The sequence below is a fragment of the Chitinophaga rupis genome (assembly GCF_900109685.1).
GTDB classification, from domain to species: domain Bacteria; phylum Bacteroidota; class Bacteroidia; order Chitinophagales; family Chitinophagaceae; genus Chitinophaga; species Chitinophaga rupis.
Map to the genome: position 1 here is coordinate 864693 of NZ_FOBB01000003.1, position 19457 is coordinate 884149.

Here is a 19457-nt window from a genome sequence, read left to right on the forward strand (position 1 = left end):
TGTTTATGCTTTTTCTAGCAATATCAGTGCATGATGAGTGCCCTGGTACTGGTTATAAATTAAGATCCTGTTTAGCTGTTGCGGCGCCGTACCACTATACAGTACACCAGCCGGCGCCTGCTGCTGTTGTATGATCTGCGCGCCCATCCACATGGCAAATGCGCTGGCAGTAGGATACTCGCCACACAAATGCTTAAACGCTGCGGTGGCCGTTTGTGGGAACAGGGTTTGCGTAAGCTGTGTGTAAGCATCATCTTCCCCTGCATTTCCATTGCGGCCGGTGATCAGCAGGTCAATATCAGCTGTACTTAACCGGTGCGTCGCTAAAAAGCCCTGTATGGCACTGCTTACCTCCTGTTGGGAAGCCGGTTTATACAAGGTATCCAGCCCGGTTAATTTTACCGCTCCTTTTGCTGTACCCAGTACAAAAAAGGCAGCGCCTTCACCGGCAATAGTACCTTTTGTACCGCTTTGCAGCAGCGTGGTATTGCGTACCGGCTCCTGCTTGTATAATCCGAAACGTGATAAAATGGTGTGGCTGTGATCCGTGATCTCATCTACCCCGCCTATTAAGATCTGCTGAGCGGGTTTTTCCCGCAGCATCATGATGCTATCCAGCAGCGCGCTTTCAAAAGAAAAACCTTTATGTACAAAAGTGCTGTTATAGGCGTGGCAGCCCAGCAGCAGCGCTATTTGCCCGCTTACGGTATTGTGGGTGGATTGTATGAATGGGGTGGGCGATAATGCGCTCTCCTGTCCCTGGATCATCCTGGTCAGGAAAACGCCGGTATCAGCCAGGCAGCCATAGGCGGTGCCGGTAATAATAGCATCCGGCATTTCAATACCTGCATGCTGCAAACTTAATTTGGCCGCTCCTATTCCCATTTTAACCACGCGGCCCATACGGCGCATGGTGTTTGCATCCGGTATCCACTGTTTATAATCCGGGTCCAGCACCTTCAGGCGGTTGCCTTCATATTCCCGGATCTCTGCCAGGAACGGGCCTTCCGCCGCAGTTTGCTGCGGTGATACACAACCCATACCCTGGATGTAAATATTCATGCTTGCTTCCTTGTAATTAATAATTAAGAATGAAGAATTAATAATCGTAGTGAAGCATTTCAACTACCATCACGTTTTTCTTCATGCTGCTATTCCTTTGAAAATACCAGGCTGGAACAGTTACCGGCAAAGCCAAAGGAATTAGACATTACATGCGACAATTTATTACCGCTGGAAAAAACTGTAGCCGGCGCCACCGGCCACTCCTTCATGGGTGTGGCAAAACGTGCATTCGGGTAAATAATGCCCTGCTGCACTGCCAGTGCGGAAAACACCGCCTCTATACCGCCGCTGGCGCCCAGCGTATGCCCGGTAAATGATTTGGTAGAGCTAACAGCCGGATAGTCTGGTGCAAATAAACGTTCAATGGCTTTGCCTTCAGAAGAATCGTTATTCTGCGTACCGGTACCATGCAGGTTAATGTAGGCAATATCCTTTGGCTGCAGCCCGCTCATATCCAGCGCACCTTTCATAGCCAGGTAATTGCCTATACCATCCGGCGAGGAAGCAGTCTGGTGATACGCATCACTGGTATTGGCATAACCACTTAAGCGGCACCAGGGTGCATTAGGCAGGTGCTTACGTATAACATCACTTACCAGCACCACATAACCCGCGCCTTCACCCAGATTCAGGCCGGTACGGGTATCATCGAACGGCCGGCAGGGCTGCTGGTCCAATATCATGAGGGTGTTAAAACCATTCAGGGTAAAACGGGTAAGCGCATCCGTACCACCGGCTATTACAATATCTACAATATTGTTGCGGATAAGGCGTGCGCCATACATTAATGCATTGGCGCCGGATGAACAGGCGGTGCTGATGGTTGCTACCTGGTGGCGGATGCCCATGGCATCTGCTACCAGCTCCGTAACGCTGCCGCATTCATGATGCACTACCTGCTGCAGATGCCCTTTGTTTGGATGCTGCAGGTAATCAGCAAAAAAATCTTCTGTTTTATCCATGCCGCCAACGGTATTGGCGGATATAAAACCTACGCGGTATTGTAACAGATCGCCCAGGCCGGTGCTGTCCCAGGCTTCCTGTGCAGCTATTTTGCTTAGCAGGGCTGTTCTGCTGATGTGTGCAGGCATACCTGCCTGCGCGGCCAGCGTAGCATTATCTGCCTTTACTTCGGCTACCGGGAATACGCCACGATGTACGGTATGCAGGTACTGCACCTCCTCCATACCCGGCTGCATACGGCTGAAAGCCTCCACACAGGCGGGCAAAGTAGCGCCTATACCGCAAATAACGCCGCCACCGGCTATCCATACCGGCTCACTCATCCCGGCTGTTTTTGCTGCGCAGTAATGTAGGTTGCCATGGTGCGCACAGACTGGAATATTTCAGGACCCTGTTCAGGGTTAGCAATGCGGATACCATAGTGCTGCTGTAATAATACGATCAGCTCCAGCGCATCAATAGAATCCAGGCCCAGGCCTTCTTTAAACAAAGGCTGATCGTTCCCGATATCCTCCGGTTTTACTTCCTGCAGGTTCAGCTGCTCAATGATCTGCGCTTTCAGATCCGCCATCAATTTTTCCATATAAAAAACACAAGTAATTTTAGATTTTAGATCTACGATTTCAGATTTGATAGAAGCGATCTTATTAAAGCACTTTAAAATTATCTACCAAAATCCAATACAATTTTAGATCTGAAGAAACCACTCCGCGGAGTACTTTCAAATCTAAAATCTAAAATCGCAGATCGTAAATATTTCTCATTTCCTCTGCAGCGAACGGCTTCCCGCCCTCCCGTTGCTGCCTTTCTACCAGGTACAACACTGCCTCGTACTGCTGTTCCATCACCTCTACCCAGCCGCAAAGGCAGGCAGTGGCAACGCCGGTATCCAGCAGTATCTGCGTATAGGCCTTCACCTGCTGCGCATCAAAACCACCGGTAGTAAAAAAAATATGTTCTCCCTTAAAGCCATGCCGGATGCATATTTCCCCTATTACAATATTAGCCAGGGTATATACAAACAGCGCAGGGCTGGGAATATCTTTTACCGTATTGTAGTAACGCAGATCTGTATCCAGGCTGGCGCTGCGGTTGCTAAGCACAATAGCCACCTGCTCCGGCAAATGATCCTCTACCGGTGCAGTGCGCAATAATATTTCCGCAGCCAGCCATCCCAGCTTGCTGAGCGCATCCATTTTATGGAACTTGGGGTACTGCCCCGAAAAACGGTCGTATCCCTTACGCAGAAAATCAGTAAGCTCCGCACCCGGCGCATCCTGCCACAGCAGACTGCCGTTGCTGAACACCTGCTGATCTCTGATCACACAGCTTGCTGTAATATATGCGTTTCCGTTACTCAATGTTCATTTTTCAGTTTATCCAGCTTCCCCATTACTTCAATAGTGCGGGCCAGGCGTTTCAGCACCGTATCATGATTGCTCACAAAAGGGTTGCTCATATCCCATACATAACCGGCCAGCACAGAACAAATCTGCTGTTTTACCAGCGGGTCCGGATTCTTTTTAAAGAAAATAGTATCCAGCGTACCTTCATACCAGGCCATTACATAAGAGCGGAATGTGTTTACGCCCTGCATAGTGGGGGCCATGTATTCAGCTTCCCAATCTACCGCTTCTCCTTTCAGCTTACGGATCACCAGCTTGGAAGCCGTTTGGCTGGACACACAGGCCAAAGTTACGCCAGATGAAAAGATCGGGTCCAGGAATTCTGTTACATTGCCTGTAAGCACAAAACCCTCTCCATAAAACTTATCGGTAGTGGCCGACCAGGATTCCAGGATCCGCGGCTCAAATACCAGCGGCACATCTCTGAAACGCTCCCTGGTATAGGGTTCTGCTTCCAGCAGAGCGCGGTATTGCTGCTCCGGCGTACCGGGATACTGAGCAAAAAATTCCGGATCGCCCACAAAGCCCAGGGAGGTAACGCCGGTGGAAAAGGGGATGATCCAGATCCACACACCTGGCTTGTGCACCACCGCGGTAATACGGTTCGGCTCGTCGGCCATGGAGCGGCGAATATCATTGGTATGTGCAAACAACGCTTTACGCGGCTGCATCACAGAATTTTTTTCCAGGTTAAACAGGCGGGGTATTACCCGGCCATAACCACTGCCATCTACAATAAAGCGGGCCTGTATCTCCTGCTTGTTGCCCTGCACATCTTCTACCGTGGTTACACTGTCTGATCCATTAAAACGTATACCTGTTACCGTAGTTTCATAGGCTACGGGTATACCCATGCTTTCACAGGTATCGGCCAGGGTTTTATCAAAATCGGCCCGGGTTACCTGCCAGGTCCAGTCCCAGCCGGGCGTATATTGTTCCTTAAAAGTAAAATCACACACGCCATCGCCTTTTACGAACTTGGCGCCATATTTCTGCTGAAAACCTTTTTCTTTGATGGCATCAATGAAACCGGCTTCCTGCAAGGCTTCCATGCTACGGGGTAACAGGCTTTCACCGATCACGAACCGCGGAAACTTTTGCTTCTCCACGATCTTTACCTTGTAACCCGCCTGGTGAATAATAGATGCTGCCACGGTGCCTGCAGGCCCCGCGCCAATTACCAACACATCTACTTGCTCTGTTTTCATCTGTAACAATTTATAGGTAGGAGTTAATTAAAAGCTTATGCTTTCACACATTTTAATAAAGTATAGCTTAATCCCATCTGGTTATTCTCATCCACTACCTGCAGGCCTGCGTTTTGAATACACTGGAAAAATTCATCGGTATGGTACATCTGGCTGTTGCCATTGGCCATAGCGGTAAAGTACAGGGAGGTTTGCTGTAAGCAGAAAGCCGCAGATTTAAATACCTGCCGGTTCCAGAATGGTTCCAGGATATAAATAGCGCCGTTAGGTGTAAGCGCTTCCCGGCAGCGTTTTAAAATAGATTCGATCTCCGGTTCGGAAAAACAGTCCAGGAACTGGCTCATCCAGATCACGTCAAAGCCCTGCGGAAAAGGCAGGCTTTCATCCAGTATATTGGCTTCGTAGAAAAACACACGATCAGCCACGCCGGCATCCTTCACCCTTTGCTGCGCAATGGCTATTTCACCCGGCAGGTCAAACATGGTTACCTGCACTTCTTTATCATAAGCAGTGCTGGCCAGCGTCCATTTACCGGTATTGCCGCCAATGTCCAGCAGCCTGCGGGGCTTATCTTTAAACACAATGGGGAGTGCCTGCGGAAAAGCAAGGTCAGAGTAATAGTGATCAAAATCGAACCAGCTTTTACCTATTTCCGGTGGCAGCAAAGGCAAACCGGGGTAAATAGTATCCCAGGGTCCCAGCTCCTTTAACCCGGCAGGGCGGCCTTCTTCCAGGCTGTCCTTCAGGTGGTACATGCCTTTGTAGCAGATGTCCTGCACAAAGTCCATGTTAATGCGGGTGAGCTGATCATGCTCAATGAAATATCCTGTTTTGGTAAGGGAGTATCTTTTATTGTTAACGATCAGCAGCTCCATGCCCAGGCCAGCTTCCAGCAATACGCGAATGGCGTAGCGTGACAGCTTTACTTCCTGCATGATCTCTTCAATGGTTAATCCGTTGGCGCCGCTTTTGCTCACCACCTTTAAGATGCCAAAATCCCGCAGGGCGCGGGAAGCCTGGAAAGCCACAGGAGCAAAGGCAAGCTGCAGGGCGGCTTCTTTAGCCTGCAATGCTGTTTTCGTTTCTTTGGTGAAAAATTCCATTATTATGATTTACGATTTTAGATCTTAGATTTACGATTTGCGGAAATCTAAAACCGTTCGTTTATTATCTGAATTGTTATTGTTCCATAGAAAAAACCATTGCGGCATTACACCCTCCAAAACCGGATACTGTTTTCAGGTAATGCTGCATAGGCTGCCGGGTTAAAGCACTGCTTACATTCACCGGCATACTTACGCCCAGCTGCTCAAAGCCCAGGGTAGGTATAACCGTTTGCTGCTGCAATGCATGTACACCTATAATGGCTTCTATTAAACCGGCGGCGCCCAGCGTATGCCCGTAATAACCTTTAAAGCTATTTACCGGCCTGTCCTGCAAGCCGGCCAGGTGTATGGCCTTGGCCTCCATTTCATCATTATAGAGCGTGGCAGTGCCGTGGGCCGATACAAATCCTATATCAGCCGGGGTAAGCCCGCTGTTTAACATAGCATGGCGCATAGCCATTCCCAGTTCCGCACCGGTACGTGAGGGGCCGGAAATATGGTTGGCGTCATTGCTCACGGAGCCCGCATTTACCACCACTGCATTTGCAGGCGCTAACGACGGCTGGTTCGTGAGTATTACGGTAGCTGCGCCCTCCCCTAACGTAACGCCTTTACGCGCTGCATCAAAAGGGCGGCAGGGCTCATTACTTACTGCCTGGAATGATTGAAAACCCGACAGCACAAATTGCGTAACCACATCGGCGCCGGTAACCACCGCATGATCATATAAACCTGCTGCTATTAAACGCCTGGCTGTTAAAATAGCCAGCAGCCCGGATATGCAGGCATTGCTCACCACCAGCGGCGCTGCGGTGAAATTGAAATATGCGGCTACCTTTTTAGCCGTAGCAAACAATTCCATTTCCCCTAAAGGCGGTTGTGCAGGCTGTTGTTCCAGCAGCTCAATATTCCCTTTGGTGGTAGATACAATGAAGGCGGTACGCCCCCTGGTAATATCTAAATTAGTTTGGCTCAATGCTTCCTGAACAGATAGTATCAGCAGCTGCTCAAACTTCGTATACCCCTCCAGGTTACTACCGTTACTATAGGCTTCCAGCTGCCCGGGAGCCATGACTGCTGCATAAAAATCAGCGGGGGATAATAAGCGGTTATGCTGCAGCTGAATACCGCTTTTGCCCTGGCATACGGCAGCAAAATTCTCTGCTGTTGTACGGCCCAGGGGTGCCACAATATTATCTGCTATTACATATACCTTACTCATAATAATCCACACTGTTTCTTCCACGCTTCAAAAAACGGAGGTATTGTTAGTTGCAGCGAGGAAGTGGCTGTATCCAAAAAAACCTGTACAGAGGACCCATCTGCTACCAGCTCACTGGTAGCGGGATTGTACAGGCGGTACGTAAATTTAATTTTAGCGGCGGGCGTATCCACATACTTCACTTCCACTATTACCCGGTCGCCATAACGGAGCGAGCGTTTATAATTGCATTCCACCTTCACTACCGGCACTGTGTAGCCGTAATTAAAAATATCCAGGTAGCGCAGGCCGTATTTTTCGCCAAATGCTTCCCGTCCATCTTCAAAATACCGTATATAATGCCCGTGCCATACAATACCCAATGGATCTGCTTCATTAAACTTTACCAGTATGTTGGCCCGCTCTGTTAACTCCATGCTTTATGCTTTACAGTTAACGGCCCCGGTTTGTAAACCGGAGCCGCTAAACCAGGATCAATTCTTTGCTTTCCAGTCTTTATACTTATGCTTCTCCACCTCTTCCAGCACTTTATGTATGGTATAGGCCCAGTAGTTACGGAACCCAAAACCCTGTGCCTTCCCTTCTATTTTTTCCGCCAGCAGCACTTTTTTAGTGTCCATATCTATCAGCGTTACATATACATTCGCCGCTTTTTCGGCCTTGCTCATACCGTCCATTACAAACAGCAGGCCCACTCCTTTTTTACCGTTGAAGTTGTAGCTCTTTACCAGCTTCTCTACATCTTCCTGTTTCAGGCGGTTGTAATCGGAAGCGTTATCAGACTTCAGCGTGGCGGTGTTGGTGGTTTCATTGTGTTTGTTCACCAGGGCCAGGTCTGTGTTCACCGTTTTGTGGAAAGCGCCTGCAATATCATATTTCTTGGGCTCATTCACCACTACGGCATTAATAGCGGGAAAATTACGGTCGCGCATGTCATTGGCATCCATAACCGGTTCTCCGATCACCCTGGCCTGGGTAAAGTCAATACCCAGGTAGGTCAGGGGCTCGCTGGAGGAGAAAAAATCTTTCAAGGTTTGCGCCTGTAAGCTTACAACGGACAGCGTGGCGGCCAACAATAAGGAAAAGTGTTTGTGCATAACTTTTACTGTATTTAGGGGGTTATGAAAATCTTCATTTCGCATTGGGCCATCAGCTTCCCGTTCCAGGTTACTTTGCCGGTAACCATGGTGGCGTTAAATACGGCGTGGCCTACCTGTGTGGTGGTTTCTATAAACGCGCCGGCCGGGGGCAGCTCAAATATTTCCAGATCTTTTACGGCGCCAATATAGCCCATGGGCACCGGCTCATTATCCTGTATGGCCTGGTAACCGGCACTGGCTGCTGCAGTTTGCGCTATATTTTCCATCAGCCCCGGCGGGGTAAGCACCCCATCCTGTACAAAAATATTATCTGCACTTATATGCAGGCCGCTGCGGGTATAGGGGCCTGCTGCTTCCAGTATGCCACTGATCATTACAATAGGCGCACGTTGTGGAATATAATGTATGATATGATCTGAATGAATGAACATCAACTTTGTAGTTATTGTTATGGTTACTCCCAGAAATCGTAATAGTTAAACCATTGCTCCGGATACTGCCGTACCTTTTCTTCCATCACATGAACAAAATCCTGTACGGCTTCCTGCACACCCTGTTTCCTGCGGCCATGGTACTCCCGGGGCGGGGTGGCAAACAGGTGATAGTGGGTAGCAGATTCCTTAAATGCAAATACCAATGATACGGGTACCCGGAAAGTGGCCGCCAATAAAAAAGGCCCGGCCGGGAACCGCGCGTTACTACCTAAAAACAATGCGGTTTCCGTTTTGTTGCCTTCCAGGAACCGGTCTGCATGCATACACACCAGCTCGTTATTACTCAACGCATCATTAATAGCGTAAATGTGCGATAAATCATCCTTAATTACAATAACATTTACATTCCGCTCACCGGTAACCGAGGAAAGGTATTGCTTGATACGTTCATGCTCCCCGTCGAACATCACAATATTAATGCGGGTTTCCAGCCGTTTAAACAGGTGGCCGGCCACTTCCCAGTTACCCAGGTGTGCGCTTAATAATATACCACCCTTCCCGGCTGCTATCAGCTGCCGTAAATGATGCTCCCCCTCAAACTGGAATGTAAATCTATTGGGGATGCCGGCCATTACCACCACCTTATCAATCAGCGTTTGCCCGAACACGTAATAATTACGGTATACACTGCGCAAAGAACGCCACCAGCCATACCCTATCCTGGTACGAAAATATCTGAAGATGGGTCTTGAAGAACTGTGGGAAAACAAAAAATAATATCCAGCCACACACCTTAAGAGCGCATAAGCCGGCCAGATCCCCCCATAACGCAAGATGTCAATGAATATCCGGTACCCTAGCTTATTGCCTTTAGACTTCCCCTGCCACGACGGCATTATACCAGCTCTTTTTGTTTTAAACAACGGGCTACATAATCATAAAAATCCTGGAAGGTAATAATGCTCTGAAAATCTTCCGGATTCACTTTAAAGCCGAAATTATTTTCAATTACCACAACCAGGTCTATGTAGTCCAGGCTGTCCAGCTCCAGGGTTGATTTGAGGTTAGCTTCAGGCGCAATTTTCGCGGGGTCCGCTTCAAACTCCTCAATAAGGAACGCATTTGTGGTTTGTATGATCTCTTTAATGTCCATAATAGTGTAACTCTATCAGTATAGGTTGATTAAAAAATAAAAAGTGTGAACGGTTATGCTTAAACCCAATTACAATGGTAAATTGTACTCAAAGTTAATAATATATTATAAGTTATCACAAAGGCCGTTCGCCGGGCCGGGGGTTATACTATTGTTGGGCTACACGACTTTAGGACCAAACGATTGAAATACAGCTATTTCCCCTCCCATTTCCGAACGATGAGGGAGGAATTCGTCCCCCCAAAACCAAAGGAATTAGACAAAAATATATTAAAATCTTTATTAATAGTGCGATCCGCAATATTTAATCTGGCGGCATCCTCATCGGGGTTTTCCAGGTTAATATTAGGTGCTATGAACCCATGCTGCATCATCAGCATGGAGTATACGATCTCACTGGCGCCTGCCATCCAGCACTCATGCCCCGTCATTGACTTGGTGGAGCTGATGTAGGGATTGGATGCCCCGAACACCTCGTACAGCGCTTTGGCCTCGCTGGCATCACCTGCCGGCGTGGAAGTGGCGTGGGCGTTGATGTACGGAATATCGCCGGGCTGCATGCCGGCATCTTTCAAAGCTATTTGTAACGACCTTACCGGCCCTTCTACCGTTGGGTTGGAGATATGCGCCCCGTTGGAGGAAAAACCATATCCCAGCACCTCACCCAGGATAGTGGCGCCCCTGCGCTGTGCAGATCCCAGGCTTTCCAGTATAACGGTGGCTGCACCGCCGCTGGGTACCAGCCCATCCCGGTCCCGGTCAAAGGGGCGGGAGGCTTTTTCCGGCTCATTTTCCCGCATGGAAAAGGTGGCAATACCGTCAAAATTACCCATGGCATACTTATTCACTTCCTGTGCGCCGCCACAGATCACACAATCCTGCATACCATTCTTAATGAACATATAACCCAATCCAATAGCATGTGAGCCGCTGGCGCAAGCCGCGCTTACGCTGAAGTTAACGCCCCGCAGCTTGAAAATGGTGGCCAGGTTCATATTCACGGTAGAGTTCATGGTCTGGAACACAGAACCGGAACCTACCAGCATGGTATCTTTCTTTTCACGGATCACGTCCATGCTTTCTATCACAGCACGGGCAGTACTGTCGTTGCCGAACAGCAATCCGATATCGGTACGTTCTATATAATCGGGATCAATGCGCGCCTGGGCCAAAGCCTCTACGGTGCTCACATATGCAAACTCGGCCTGCTCCGGCATGGTAAGCCGCGCACGCCGGTCCAGCAATCCTTTTAAATTGGGCCGTTCAATAGCACCGGTGAGTGCAGAACGGTAACCAAAGGCTTTTCTTTCCGGGTCCATAACAATGCCTGACTTACCCTTATACAGCGAGTCCCGGACTTCCGCCTGGTCCTTCCCTATACAGGAATAAATTCCCATGCCCGTAATCACTACTCTGTTCATATAAATAGCTGTTAGCTGCCAGCTATTAGCCGTTAGCTACAGCTAACAGCCAATGGCTAACGGCTTATTTACGTATATAGTCCTCCGTTAACAGACAGCACCTCGCCGGTAATATACCCGGATGCTTTGGAGGCAAAGAAGCCCACGGCATCCGCCACTTCTTCTGCCGTACCAAAACGGTTCATGGGTATTTGCGCAGCCAGCTCCTTTTCATTCAGCTCCGCTGTCATATCTGTTCTAATAAAGCCGGGCGCAACGGCATTCACCGTTACTCCCCGTTTAGCCACTTCCTGCGCCAGGGCCTTGGTAGCGCCAATTACACCTGCCTTGGCAGCGGAGTAATTGGTTTGTCCCGGCAGCCCTTTAATGCCTGACAGGGAAACAATGTTAATGATACGCCCGTAGCGCTTCAGCAACATGTTATTCAGCACCTGCTTGGTTACATAAAAGAACCCATTCAGGCTGCTGTTCAGCACATTATGCCATTGGGTGCTGTTCATCCAGAACAGCAGGTTATCTTCCCGGATGCCGGCATTGTTCACCAATACCTGCACCTGTTTATCTTTATTGTTTTCCAGCCAGGCGCCTAATGCGGCCTGTACTTCCTCCTCATTTCCTACATCAAACTGCAGCAGCTCACCATTGCTGCCTTTAGCCCGCACTGCATCCAGGGTTTCCTGTGCAGCAGCGGTATTGCCTTTGAAATTAATGATCACATGATAACCCAGTTCGGCCATCTTTATACATATTGCCCTGCCTATTCCTCTTGACCCGCCGGTTACTAAAGCACAGTTCATGGTTAATTACGAATTATTCAATTACGATTACGAATGTGGGCACATCATTTCTTCCCAATAAACCAGCACGTTAGCACATTCCATCTGCACATTTGCCTATCCGCACATTTACACACTTACCGGTACCTGCTGCACCAGGTATTCCTTGATCTTTTGCAGATCTTTATACCGGGGGCTGTCCTCAATAAATTTAGGAAAAATAGCCCTTACTTCCCGGTAAATACGTTGGGAGAAGGAGGACAATCTATCCTGGCAGTTCAGGTAATCTACCGCCTGCAGCATGGTCATAACCTGTATGGCTAGCACCTCAAACGTGTTTTCTATTACCTTATTGGCCATCAGCGCAGCATTGCAGCCCATGCTCACAATATCCTGGTTATCATTATTATTGGGAATGCTGTGCACGTACATGGGGAAGGAAAGTGTTTGGTTCTCCGCCACCGTGGAGGTAGCCGTGAACTGTACACCCTGCATACCAAAGTTAAAGCCCAGCTTACCCAGGTTCATAAAAGGCGGAAACTTGTGGTTCAGCTTTTCATTCAGCAGGTAGTTCAGCTGCCGTTCAGATAACATACTCAGCTTGGTAATAGCAATCTTCAGCTTATCCATTTCCAGGGATATATAATCCCCGTGGAAGTTACCGCCATGGAATACATTCTGGTGATGGTGGTCCACCACCGGGTTATCACTCACGGAGTTCAGCTCATGCACCACTACCTTTTCCGCATGCACCAGCGTATCATACACCGGGCCCAGGATCTGGGGCACACAGCGCAGGGAGTAGTATTCCTGTACCTTATCTTTAAAGATCTCTTCTTCCAGCTCTTTGTACAAATGATCCGGGCGATGGCGCACCATTTTGCTATCCTTCAGCACATCGCGCATTACCGCGGCTACCCGGTTCTGGCCTTCATGTTTTTTCACCACATTCAGCTCGTACGACAAATGATCATCAAACGCTTCCACAATTTCATTGATCATGGCAGAGAGAATGCAGCTCCAGCCCAGCAACTTCTTGGCTTCTATCAGGTTTACCAGGCCCACACCTGTCATGGCAGAGGTACCGTTAATAACGGCCAGCCCTTCGCGGATGTGTACTTTCATAGGCCGTAAGCCCAGGCGGGCAAATACTTCGGCCGTTGGCTGCATCTTATCTTCATACCACACCTCTCCTTCACCTATCAGCACCAGCGCCAGGTGCGCCAGCTGTACCAGGTCGCCGCTGGCGCCTACCCCGCCATGCTCAAACACACACGGATATACGTTCTTATTGATCAGATCCCTTAATAATTTCACCACATCCGGGTGTACGCCGGAATGCGCCTGCATAAAGCTGCTCAGGCGCGCTATCATCAATCCTTTGGTTAACAGCGGGGGCATGCACTTACCGGCGCCGGAACTATGGCTGCGTATAAGGTTATACTGCAGCTGCAGGGTATCTGCCTCCGGTATGCGGTATTGCGCCATGGGGCCAAAACCCGTGTTAATGCCATAGATCAGCTTTTTGGCTGAGAATTTTTGCAGGAACGAAAAGTTTTCCTGTACCTGCTGTAAAGCAGCTTCTTCCAGCTCCAATGTTTCTTGCCCGAATAAAATCCGGTACACTTCATCTAAGGAAAGCGCCTTACTTCCTACTGGGATCATTTATTTTAAATTAAATTATTTATTATATGTAAAAACGCACAAAAATAATACAAAGCTGGAAAAAACCTAAAAAAAGTCCATGGTGCATTGTCCGTGGTCCATTGCCGTGCCCTTATAATACATGTAATTACGCAAAAGGTCGTGGTTTGTAGACCGTGAACTGTAGTCCATAGTCATGCTTCCATAGCTATTCCCTTATTTGTACATGTAACTCCGTAAAACGCCGTGGACCGTGGATTGTGGCCCGTGACTAAAAATTACTCCTCCTCCCTTTCCCTTGGTACGGGTGTATATACCAAAACTTTATCTATACGATGAACATCCATATCCACAATCTCAAAGGTAAAGCCTCTCCAGTCAAATTTCTCACCTGTTTGGGGGATGTGTTCCAGGTGGTGCAGTATAAAACCAGCCAGGGTATCAAACTCCTGCTCAAATTCTGCCATCCAGTCCTCTTTATCGAACTCGCTCAAAAAGTCGTAGAAAGGGATCTGGGCATCTACCAGGTAAGAGCCATCGTCCCGCTTGGTCATTTCATAGTCATCATGCTGCCCGGTTTCCGGCATATCGCCTACAATGGCTTCCAGGATATCGTTCAGGGTGATCATCCCCAGGAAAGTACCGTATTCATCCACTATAAAAGCCGCATGGATCTGTGTTTCCTTGAACTTTTCCAGCACCTGATAGGCGCTGTTATTTTCCGGAACAAACAGGGGTTTGCGGATAATGGGTTTCAGCGCGTAGCTGTTGCTGGACGCGGCTGCATACAGGTCTTTAATAGAGATGATACCTTTTATGCTGTCTATCTGCCCTTCGCATACGGGGTATACGGAGTGCAGGCTGTGATTGATCTTACGTTTAATAACCTCTACCGGCTCGTTGATATCCAGCCATACAATATCCGTACGGTGGGTCATCAGGGAGGTAATATTCCGGTCGCCCAGGTGAAATACCCGTTCAATGATCTCCTGCTCCGTTTCTTCAATAGCGCCGGAGTTGGTGCCTTCATTGATAATGGCTTTAATTTCCTCTTCCGTTACGTGCTGATCTGAGCCTTTGAGCTTAAAGATCTTTACGATTACGTTAGTGGATACCGTTAACAGGGCAATAAACGGAAAAGTGATCTTGGATACCCAGCTCATGGGCCTGGCTACTGCTTTGGCAATAGCTTCCGGCCGGGCCATACCCAGGCGTTTGGGCACCAGCTCACCCAGTACCAGTGAAAAGTAGGTGATCACTATTACGATAATACCGGTGGCAATACCGCTGGCATAGGGGCGCAGCAGCTCCATTTGCCCAACGAACGCTACCAGGTCCGATTTCAGCTTTTCCCCGGAGTAAATACCGGTTAAAATGCCTATAAGGGTAATGCCTATTTGTACGGTGGAGAGGAATTTATCCGGATTATTAGCCAGTTTCAGGGCAGCCTTCGCCTGCTCATCGCCTTTACCGGCCTGGTGTTCCAGCCGGACTTTACGTGCAGAAACCAGGGCGATCTCTGACATTGAGAACAGACCATTAAGTAAGATCAGGATGAGGATAATGACGACTTCCATGATATAAAGGCTAAAAATAAAAAATTATTCAAATATTAAGGTAAGAAATGCCAAAACAATACCAGTGGCAAACGCAAGAATCTTCCGTTTGCTTAATTCATGATGCCGGGTACCGCTTTCGTAGAAAATAGTGGTGGATATATGTACAAATGCGCCAATAACCAGCGCAGTCAGATATACCAGTGATGCATTCACCGTTTGGGAATGCAAGCCCAGCTGCCCAGCCAGTACGGCTGCCAGCGGGGTTACCAGGGAAAACAGCACCAAAATGCGCCACAAACGGCCCTTAGGCTGGTGCGTGTGCATCATAACCGTCATCAGGGTCAGGGCCTCCGGCACTTTATGCGCGGCAATGCCCAGCGCCAGGGAGGGTAGGGCCGACTGATCCTGGAACCGCAGCCCCAGCGGAATACCTTCCATAAACGCATGGATGGATAAACCCAGCAGTAAAGGTGTGATGGAAATATGGTGATGCTGCCCTTCTGCCGGCGGCAAATGGGTATGCCCGTGCTCCATACCGTGGGAAAGCTGCTGCAGGAACACCTGCAGAAAAAACCCCAGCAGCACATATACCCCGGCGGCATGCCCCAGCTCCTGGTACACTTCCGGCAGCAGGTGCATAATGGTGATGCCGAACAGGAAAGCGCCGGTAAAAGCCAGCAGGTAAATGGGTAAGTTGGGATGCAGCCGCTTAACGGTTATGGGAATGACCCCGCCGCCAATGGTAGCTGCAAATATTAATATCAAATAGCTCCAATTCATGTTGTTAGTTCTGCCTCCAGTCTAATGCGGCGTTGAAAAAAGCTGCCACTCAATAATCCGATCAAAGTACCCAGCACGGCCCCACCGGCTACATCCAGCGGGTAGTGCACGCCTACGTATACCTGTGCGTAAGCTATCGCAAATGCCCATACGTAGAACAGCCAGGCATACTGTTGAAAAGCCGTTTTTAAAGTTAAGAAACAAAATGTTCCCAGCGCAAAGTGATTAGCGGCGTGGTTAGAGGTAAAGCTGCCGCTCATGGGACAGTAATTAACCAGCACACGTACAAACTGCTGCAGCAGCGGATCGCGGCAGGGCCGCACCCGGTTAAAGGTATCTTTCAGAAAACTGCTGCTCTGATCAGCGATCCCAAAGGAAACAATGAACAGCACGATCCAGAAAAAACCCCGCCACCCATAATTGATGGTCACAAACAACCCCAGGAACAGGTATAACGGCGCCCAAAGGTAGGGCTCCCGGATCCAGGGCATTACCGCATCCAGCCAGGGCTGCTGCCATTGGTTATTGATATGAAAAAATAATCTTAGGTCCTGACGTAACAACCATTCTAACATAAAAACTTCGTTTAAGCCGAAAGCATAAAGCGGAAAGCTAAAAGCTTATTGTGTTTTGCTTTGTGCTTTACGCTTTTTGCTTTAATTATCTCTTCTCCGCAATCAATATCATCCTTGGTGAGCGCTGTTCATCGTACGCATTAAAATGATAATCGCCGAAAACATCCATGATCCGCAGGCCCTGTTTGGCAAACATCCGCTCAAAATCAGCCCGGGTAAAGGCGTGCACGCTTTCCGTAAAAGAGGTACGCACCATTTTCTCCTTATCCAGTATGTTGATCTGCTTCAGAAAACAGTTATGGTGGAGGGCCCTTTTAATGTCAAACACCACCCCTTCCAGCTCTTTTACCTCACTGGGTACCAGGTGCGCCGCCACATAAGGGCTGTTCAGGTAGTCCAGCACCAGGCGGCCGCCATGTTTCAGCGCATTTTTGAAGGTGCGCAGCGCATTGTCATTATCCCGCTGCGTATCAAAATAGCCGAAACTGGTAAAGAAGTTGAACACCACATCAAAATAATTAATGCGGAAAGGCAGGCGCATATCGTGCTGAAAAAAGCTGAGATGATCGTTTTCCAGCTTTTTGGCGGCATTAATACTGTCAATAGAAAGATCGATGCCCGTAACGGTAAAGCCTTTATCTGCCAGGTACTTGGCGTGCCGCCCGCGCCCACAGGCCACATCCAGCATCAGTGCATCTGCCGGAGGCTGCAGGTAGGCCAGCAGCTTATCAATGAACATAGCGGCCTCCTTTTCATCCCGGTTGCTGTACAACACGTGATAGTAGGGAGAGTTAAACCAATCTTTGAACCACTGCTTTGCTGCTTCCATATCTTTGAGCTATTAGCTGTTGGCTCTTAGCTTTTAGCGATTGCCCGTTGCTAATGGCTAAGAGCTAAGGCTAACTGCTATTTTTTATTGTTAAACATCAAATATCGGGTGCTTTCATAAAACCCGTGCGTTAAATTATTGAGCGCGCGGGCGGTGTCTGCATGCTGTGCGCCCACATCTTTCAGGGCATCCCCCTTCAGGTCATACAGCGCGGTTTTACCGGTGCCGTTGTTCACCTCAAAAAGGTATTGCTCCCCTATTACCGCGGTGCAGAACTGCAGGTTCTTAATATAGGAAATAAAAGCGTAACGGCTGTTGTAAGTTGTATCCAGCAGGTCTACGCCCAGCGTATAATTCTTAAACGGAATGCCTGCCAGCTTAGCCACTGTAGGGTACACATCCAGCAGGCTGCCGGCGCGGGTGTTCTGCTGTGGTGTAAGATGGCCGGGACCGTACATGATACAGGGCACATGCTCTCCGCCGCTGCCCAGCTCATACTCCGGGAAAGGCATAAAATGGTAAGGGTTGAGCGTGCAGTTATGATCACCAAAGAACACAAAAATGGTATTATCCAGGTACCCCCCTTCTTTGGCCAGCTGTATCAGGTGGCCCAGGTTATAGTCCAGGTAGCGTAAGGCATTAAACTGGTCAATGGATATGAAACCGGCCTGTTTAAACTTGTTCATATCAATATCCTTTTCCGTTACCTTCTTAAAGTCACCGGCGCCTTTGGTGGTGGTGTAAGGCGGATGGTTGTCTGCCGTTTGCAGGAAAGCAACAAAAGGCTGCTTACGCTGGTGCGCATCCTTAAAAATGGCGCTGGCTTCTGTAATAAGATCGTAGTCGGAAACGCCCCATACATCGGCCTTGGCAGCTTTAAAGTATCCCTCTTCGTATATCTTGATGCCGTCCACATTATTGCTGAACACTGCGCGTATGTTGGCCCAGTTGGTATTGCCGCCCAGCAGGTAATATTTTTCATATCCTGCAAACTGGTCCATAATAATGCGCTGGTCTACCATCTGCGGGTGGCGGCTGGCGGTTTTAACCCGGGTAATATCCGGCAGGCCGGTGGTTACGCCGTACACGGTTTTGGCGGTGCTGATAGCCGGCACATAAAAGTTCCGGAACAGGATGCCGCTGTCTGACAGCTTTTGCATGTTGGGCGTGGCCTGCATGGGATTGTTGAACATGCTGGTAACCGCTGCCCCTGTAGATTCAAGCATTACCAGCACAATGTTGGGCCGCGGTTTGTTAACGCCGGGCACTGTACGCACATAGTTTAGCTTTTGCGCGTCCAGGCTGTCTACCCGCAGGTATTGAGCTATGTAAGGGTAATATTCGCGGGTCTTTTGAAGATCGTAGGTATCGCCTTTTACGGTAAAGTTGGCTACAAAGTATATTACCGGGTTCAGGGCCAGGCTGGTAATGCCATTGTCGCGGGTGAACATGGCCTGGCTCCAGCGCAGGGGAAAATAGGCAAAGTTGCCATAGATACCGGCGGCAAACAGCAGCACCAGGGCGCTGATCCAGGCGGCATAACGGCCTTTGCGGATGGTAACTGCCTGCTGCCGGGCATACCGGCGGTAGGTATATACCAGCAGGCGGCTTATCAGGAACAGGAATAGCGCTATACCAATGAGGCCGCGTACTACCGGGTAGCTTTGCCAAACCATCCTGGCATTATCCGCCCGCTCACCGGAAGCAAAAAAGCGGGTAATGGACGGATCCAAACGCAGGCCCAGGTAGGCATAGTGGCCCAGGTCCAGCACATACAACAGCGTTAATACCAGGTACACCAGGAACAGGTATATGAAGTTCGTGCGCCGTACGGCAGCTGAAGTAAAGAATTTATTGCGGGTAATAACGGCCAGCAATGCCAGCGGGATCATTACGATGAGCGTAAGGCGCAGGTCAAACTTCAGGCCCAGGTACCATGCTTTGGCAATAATACCGCTATCTGTGATGGAGGATTTAAAAAAGAAACAGTAAAATATCAGGCGAAAAAGGGCCGTGAATATGAAAAGACAGAGTGTTTGAACAAGCACATATCGAATATACCGGGGTACATTCTTCCAAAAGTACTGCATGTAAAACGTAAGCGTTTATGTATTATTAAGTCTATTTATTATTAAAAATTTCAAAGCGTAGCTGCAAATATAGTTTATTTGGTCCATTGTCGATGGTCGATGGTCCATGGTAGTCCTTCACGAAAA

20 protein-coding genes are annotated in these 19457 nt (G+C 48.9%); all 20 read right to left on the reverse strand.

Annotated features, from left to right (window positions below; genetic code table 11):
- Window positions 1–3: 3 nt before the first annotated feature.
- Window positions 4–1062, reverse strand: coding sequence for a beta-ketoacyl synthase N-terminal-like domain-containing protein (locus tag BMZ54_RS16585; RefSeq protein WP_238386601.1), 1059 nt, complete (start codon window positions 1060–1062; stop codon window positions 4–6).
- Between the two features lie 89 nt (window positions 1063–1151).
- Window positions 1152–2351 (reverse strand): beta-ketoacyl-[acyl-carrier-protein] synthase family protein, encoded by a 1200-nt coding sequence (locus tag BMZ54_RS16590; protein WP_089913937.1) that lies wholly within the window; start codon window positions 2349–2351, stop codon window positions 1152–1154.
- Window positions 2348–2611, reverse strand: coding sequence for a phosphopantetheine-binding protein (locus BMZ54_RS16595; RefSeq protein ID WP_089913940.1), 264 nt, complete (start codon window positions 2609–2611; stop codon window positions 2348–2350). The genes BMZ54_RS16590 and BMZ54_RS16595 overlap by 4 nt, the downstream gene beginning before the upstream one ends.
- A gap of 151 nt (window positions 2612–2762) precedes the next feature.
- Complete coding sequence (locus tag BMZ54_RS16600) at window positions 2763–3353, reverse strand: hypothetical protein (protein ID WP_143081034.1); 591 nt, start codon at window positions 3351–3353, stop codon at window positions 2763–2765.
- Between the two features lie 32 nt (window positions 3354–3385).
- A complete protein-coding gene (locus BMZ54_RS16605) occupies window positions 3386–4642 on the reverse strand; it encodes an NAD(P)/FAD-dependent oxidoreductase (RefSeq protein ID WP_089913947.1) in 1257 nt (418 codons plus the stop codon).
- A gap of 35 nt (window positions 4643–4677) precedes the next feature.
- Entirely contained in the window at window positions 4678–5745 is a 1068-nt protein-coding gene (locus BMZ54_RS16610; protein ID WP_089913951.1) for a class I SAM-dependent methyltransferase, read from the reverse strand.
- 76 nt (window positions 5746–5821) lie between these two features.
- The gene (locus BMZ54_RS16615) at window positions 5822–6970 is read right to left on the reverse strand and encodes a beta-ketoacyl-[acyl-carrier-protein] synthase family protein (RefSeq protein ID WP_089913954.1); all 1149 of its coding nucleotides are present in this window, start codon (window positions 6968–6970) and stop codon (window positions 5822–5824) included.
- On the reverse strand, window positions 6967–7386 hold the full coding sequence (locus tag BMZ54_RS16620; protein WP_089913957.1) for an acyl-CoA thioesterase: 420 nt from the start codon (window positions 7384–7386) through the stop codon (window positions 6967–6969). Before BMZ54_RS16620 ends, BMZ54_RS16615 begins: the two co-directional genes overlap by 4 nt.
- 57 nt (window positions 7387–7443) lie before the next feature.
- Window positions 7444–8067, reverse strand: a complete 624-nt coding sequence (locus BMZ54_RS16625; protein ID WP_089913960.1) for a hypothetical protein — start codon at window positions 8065–8067, stop codon at window positions 7444–7446.
- A 14-nt stretch (window positions 8068–8081) separates the two neighbouring features.
- The gene (locus BMZ54_RS16630) at window positions 8082–8501 is read right to left on the reverse strand and encodes a hotdog family protein (RefSeq protein WP_202909264.1); all 420 of its coding nucleotides are present in this window, start codon (window positions 8499–8501) and stop codon (window positions 8082–8084) included.
- 23 nt (window positions 8502–8524) lie between these two features.
- Window positions 8525–9274, reverse strand: a complete 750-nt coding sequence (locus BMZ54_RS16635) for an LpxL/LpxP family acyltransferase (protein ID WP_238386602.1) — start codon at window positions 9272–9274, stop codon at window positions 8525–8527.
- A 125-nt stretch (window positions 9275–9399) separates the two neighbouring features.
- Window positions 9400–9657, reverse strand: a complete 258-nt coding sequence (locus BMZ54_RS16640) for an acyl carrier protein (RefSeq protein WP_089913967.1) — start codon at window positions 9655–9657, stop codon at window positions 9400–9402.
- A 194-nt stretch (window positions 9658–9851) separates the two neighbouring features.
- On the reverse strand, window positions 9852–11078 hold the full coding sequence (locus tag BMZ54_RS16645; RefSeq protein WP_089913971.1) for a beta-ketoacyl-[acyl-carrier-protein] synthase family protein: 1227 nt from the start codon (window positions 11076–11078) through the stop codon (window positions 9852–9854).
- A gap of 68 nt (window positions 11079–11146) precedes the next feature.
- Entirely contained in the window at window positions 11147–11875 is a 729-nt protein-coding gene (gene fabG / locus BMZ54_RS16650) for a flexirubin biosynthesis SDR family reductase FlxB (RefSeq protein WP_089913974.1), read from the reverse strand.
- A 108-nt stretch (window positions 11876–11983) separates the two neighbouring features.
- Window positions 11984–13519, reverse strand: a complete 1536-nt coding sequence (locus BMZ54_RS16655; RefSeq protein ID WP_202909265.1) for a flexirubin biosynthesis tyrosine ammonia-lyase FlxA — start codon at window positions 13517–13519, stop codon at window positions 11984–11986.
- Window positions 13520–13776: 257 nt separating this feature from the next.
- Window positions 13777–15075: a hemolysin family protein gene (locus tag BMZ54_RS16660; RefSeq protein WP_089913977.1), complete on the reverse strand. Its 1299-nt coding sequence runs from the start codon at window positions 15073–15075 to the stop codon at window positions 13777–13779.
- Between the two features lie 24 nt (window positions 15076–15099).
- A complete protein-coding gene (locus tag BMZ54_RS16665; protein WP_089913980.1) occupies window positions 15100–15837 on the reverse strand; it encodes a ZIP family metal transporter in 738 nt (245 codons plus the stop codon).
- Window positions 15834–16412 carry a phosphatase PAP2 family protein gene (locus BMZ54_RS16670; RefSeq protein ID WP_089913983.1) on the reverse strand — a complete coding sequence of 193 codons (579 nt, stop codon included), beginning with the start codon at window positions 16410–16412 and terminating at the stop codon, window positions 15834–15836. Before BMZ54_RS16670 ends, BMZ54_RS16665 begins: the two co-directional genes overlap by 4 nt.
- Before the next feature lie 85 nt (window positions 16413–16497).
- Window positions 16498–17241, reverse strand: coding sequence for a class I SAM-dependent methyltransferase (locus BMZ54_RS16675; protein ID WP_089913986.1), 744 nt, complete (start codon window positions 17239–17241; stop codon window positions 16498–16500).
- A 77-nt stretch (window positions 17242–17318) separates the two neighbouring features.
- The gene (locus tag BMZ54_RS16680) at window positions 17319–19331 is read right to left on the reverse strand and encodes an LTA synthase family protein (protein WP_089913989.1); all 2013 of its coding nucleotides are present in this window, start codon (window positions 19329–19331) and stop codon (window positions 17319–17321) included.
- Window positions 19332–19457 lie beyond the last annotated feature (126 nt).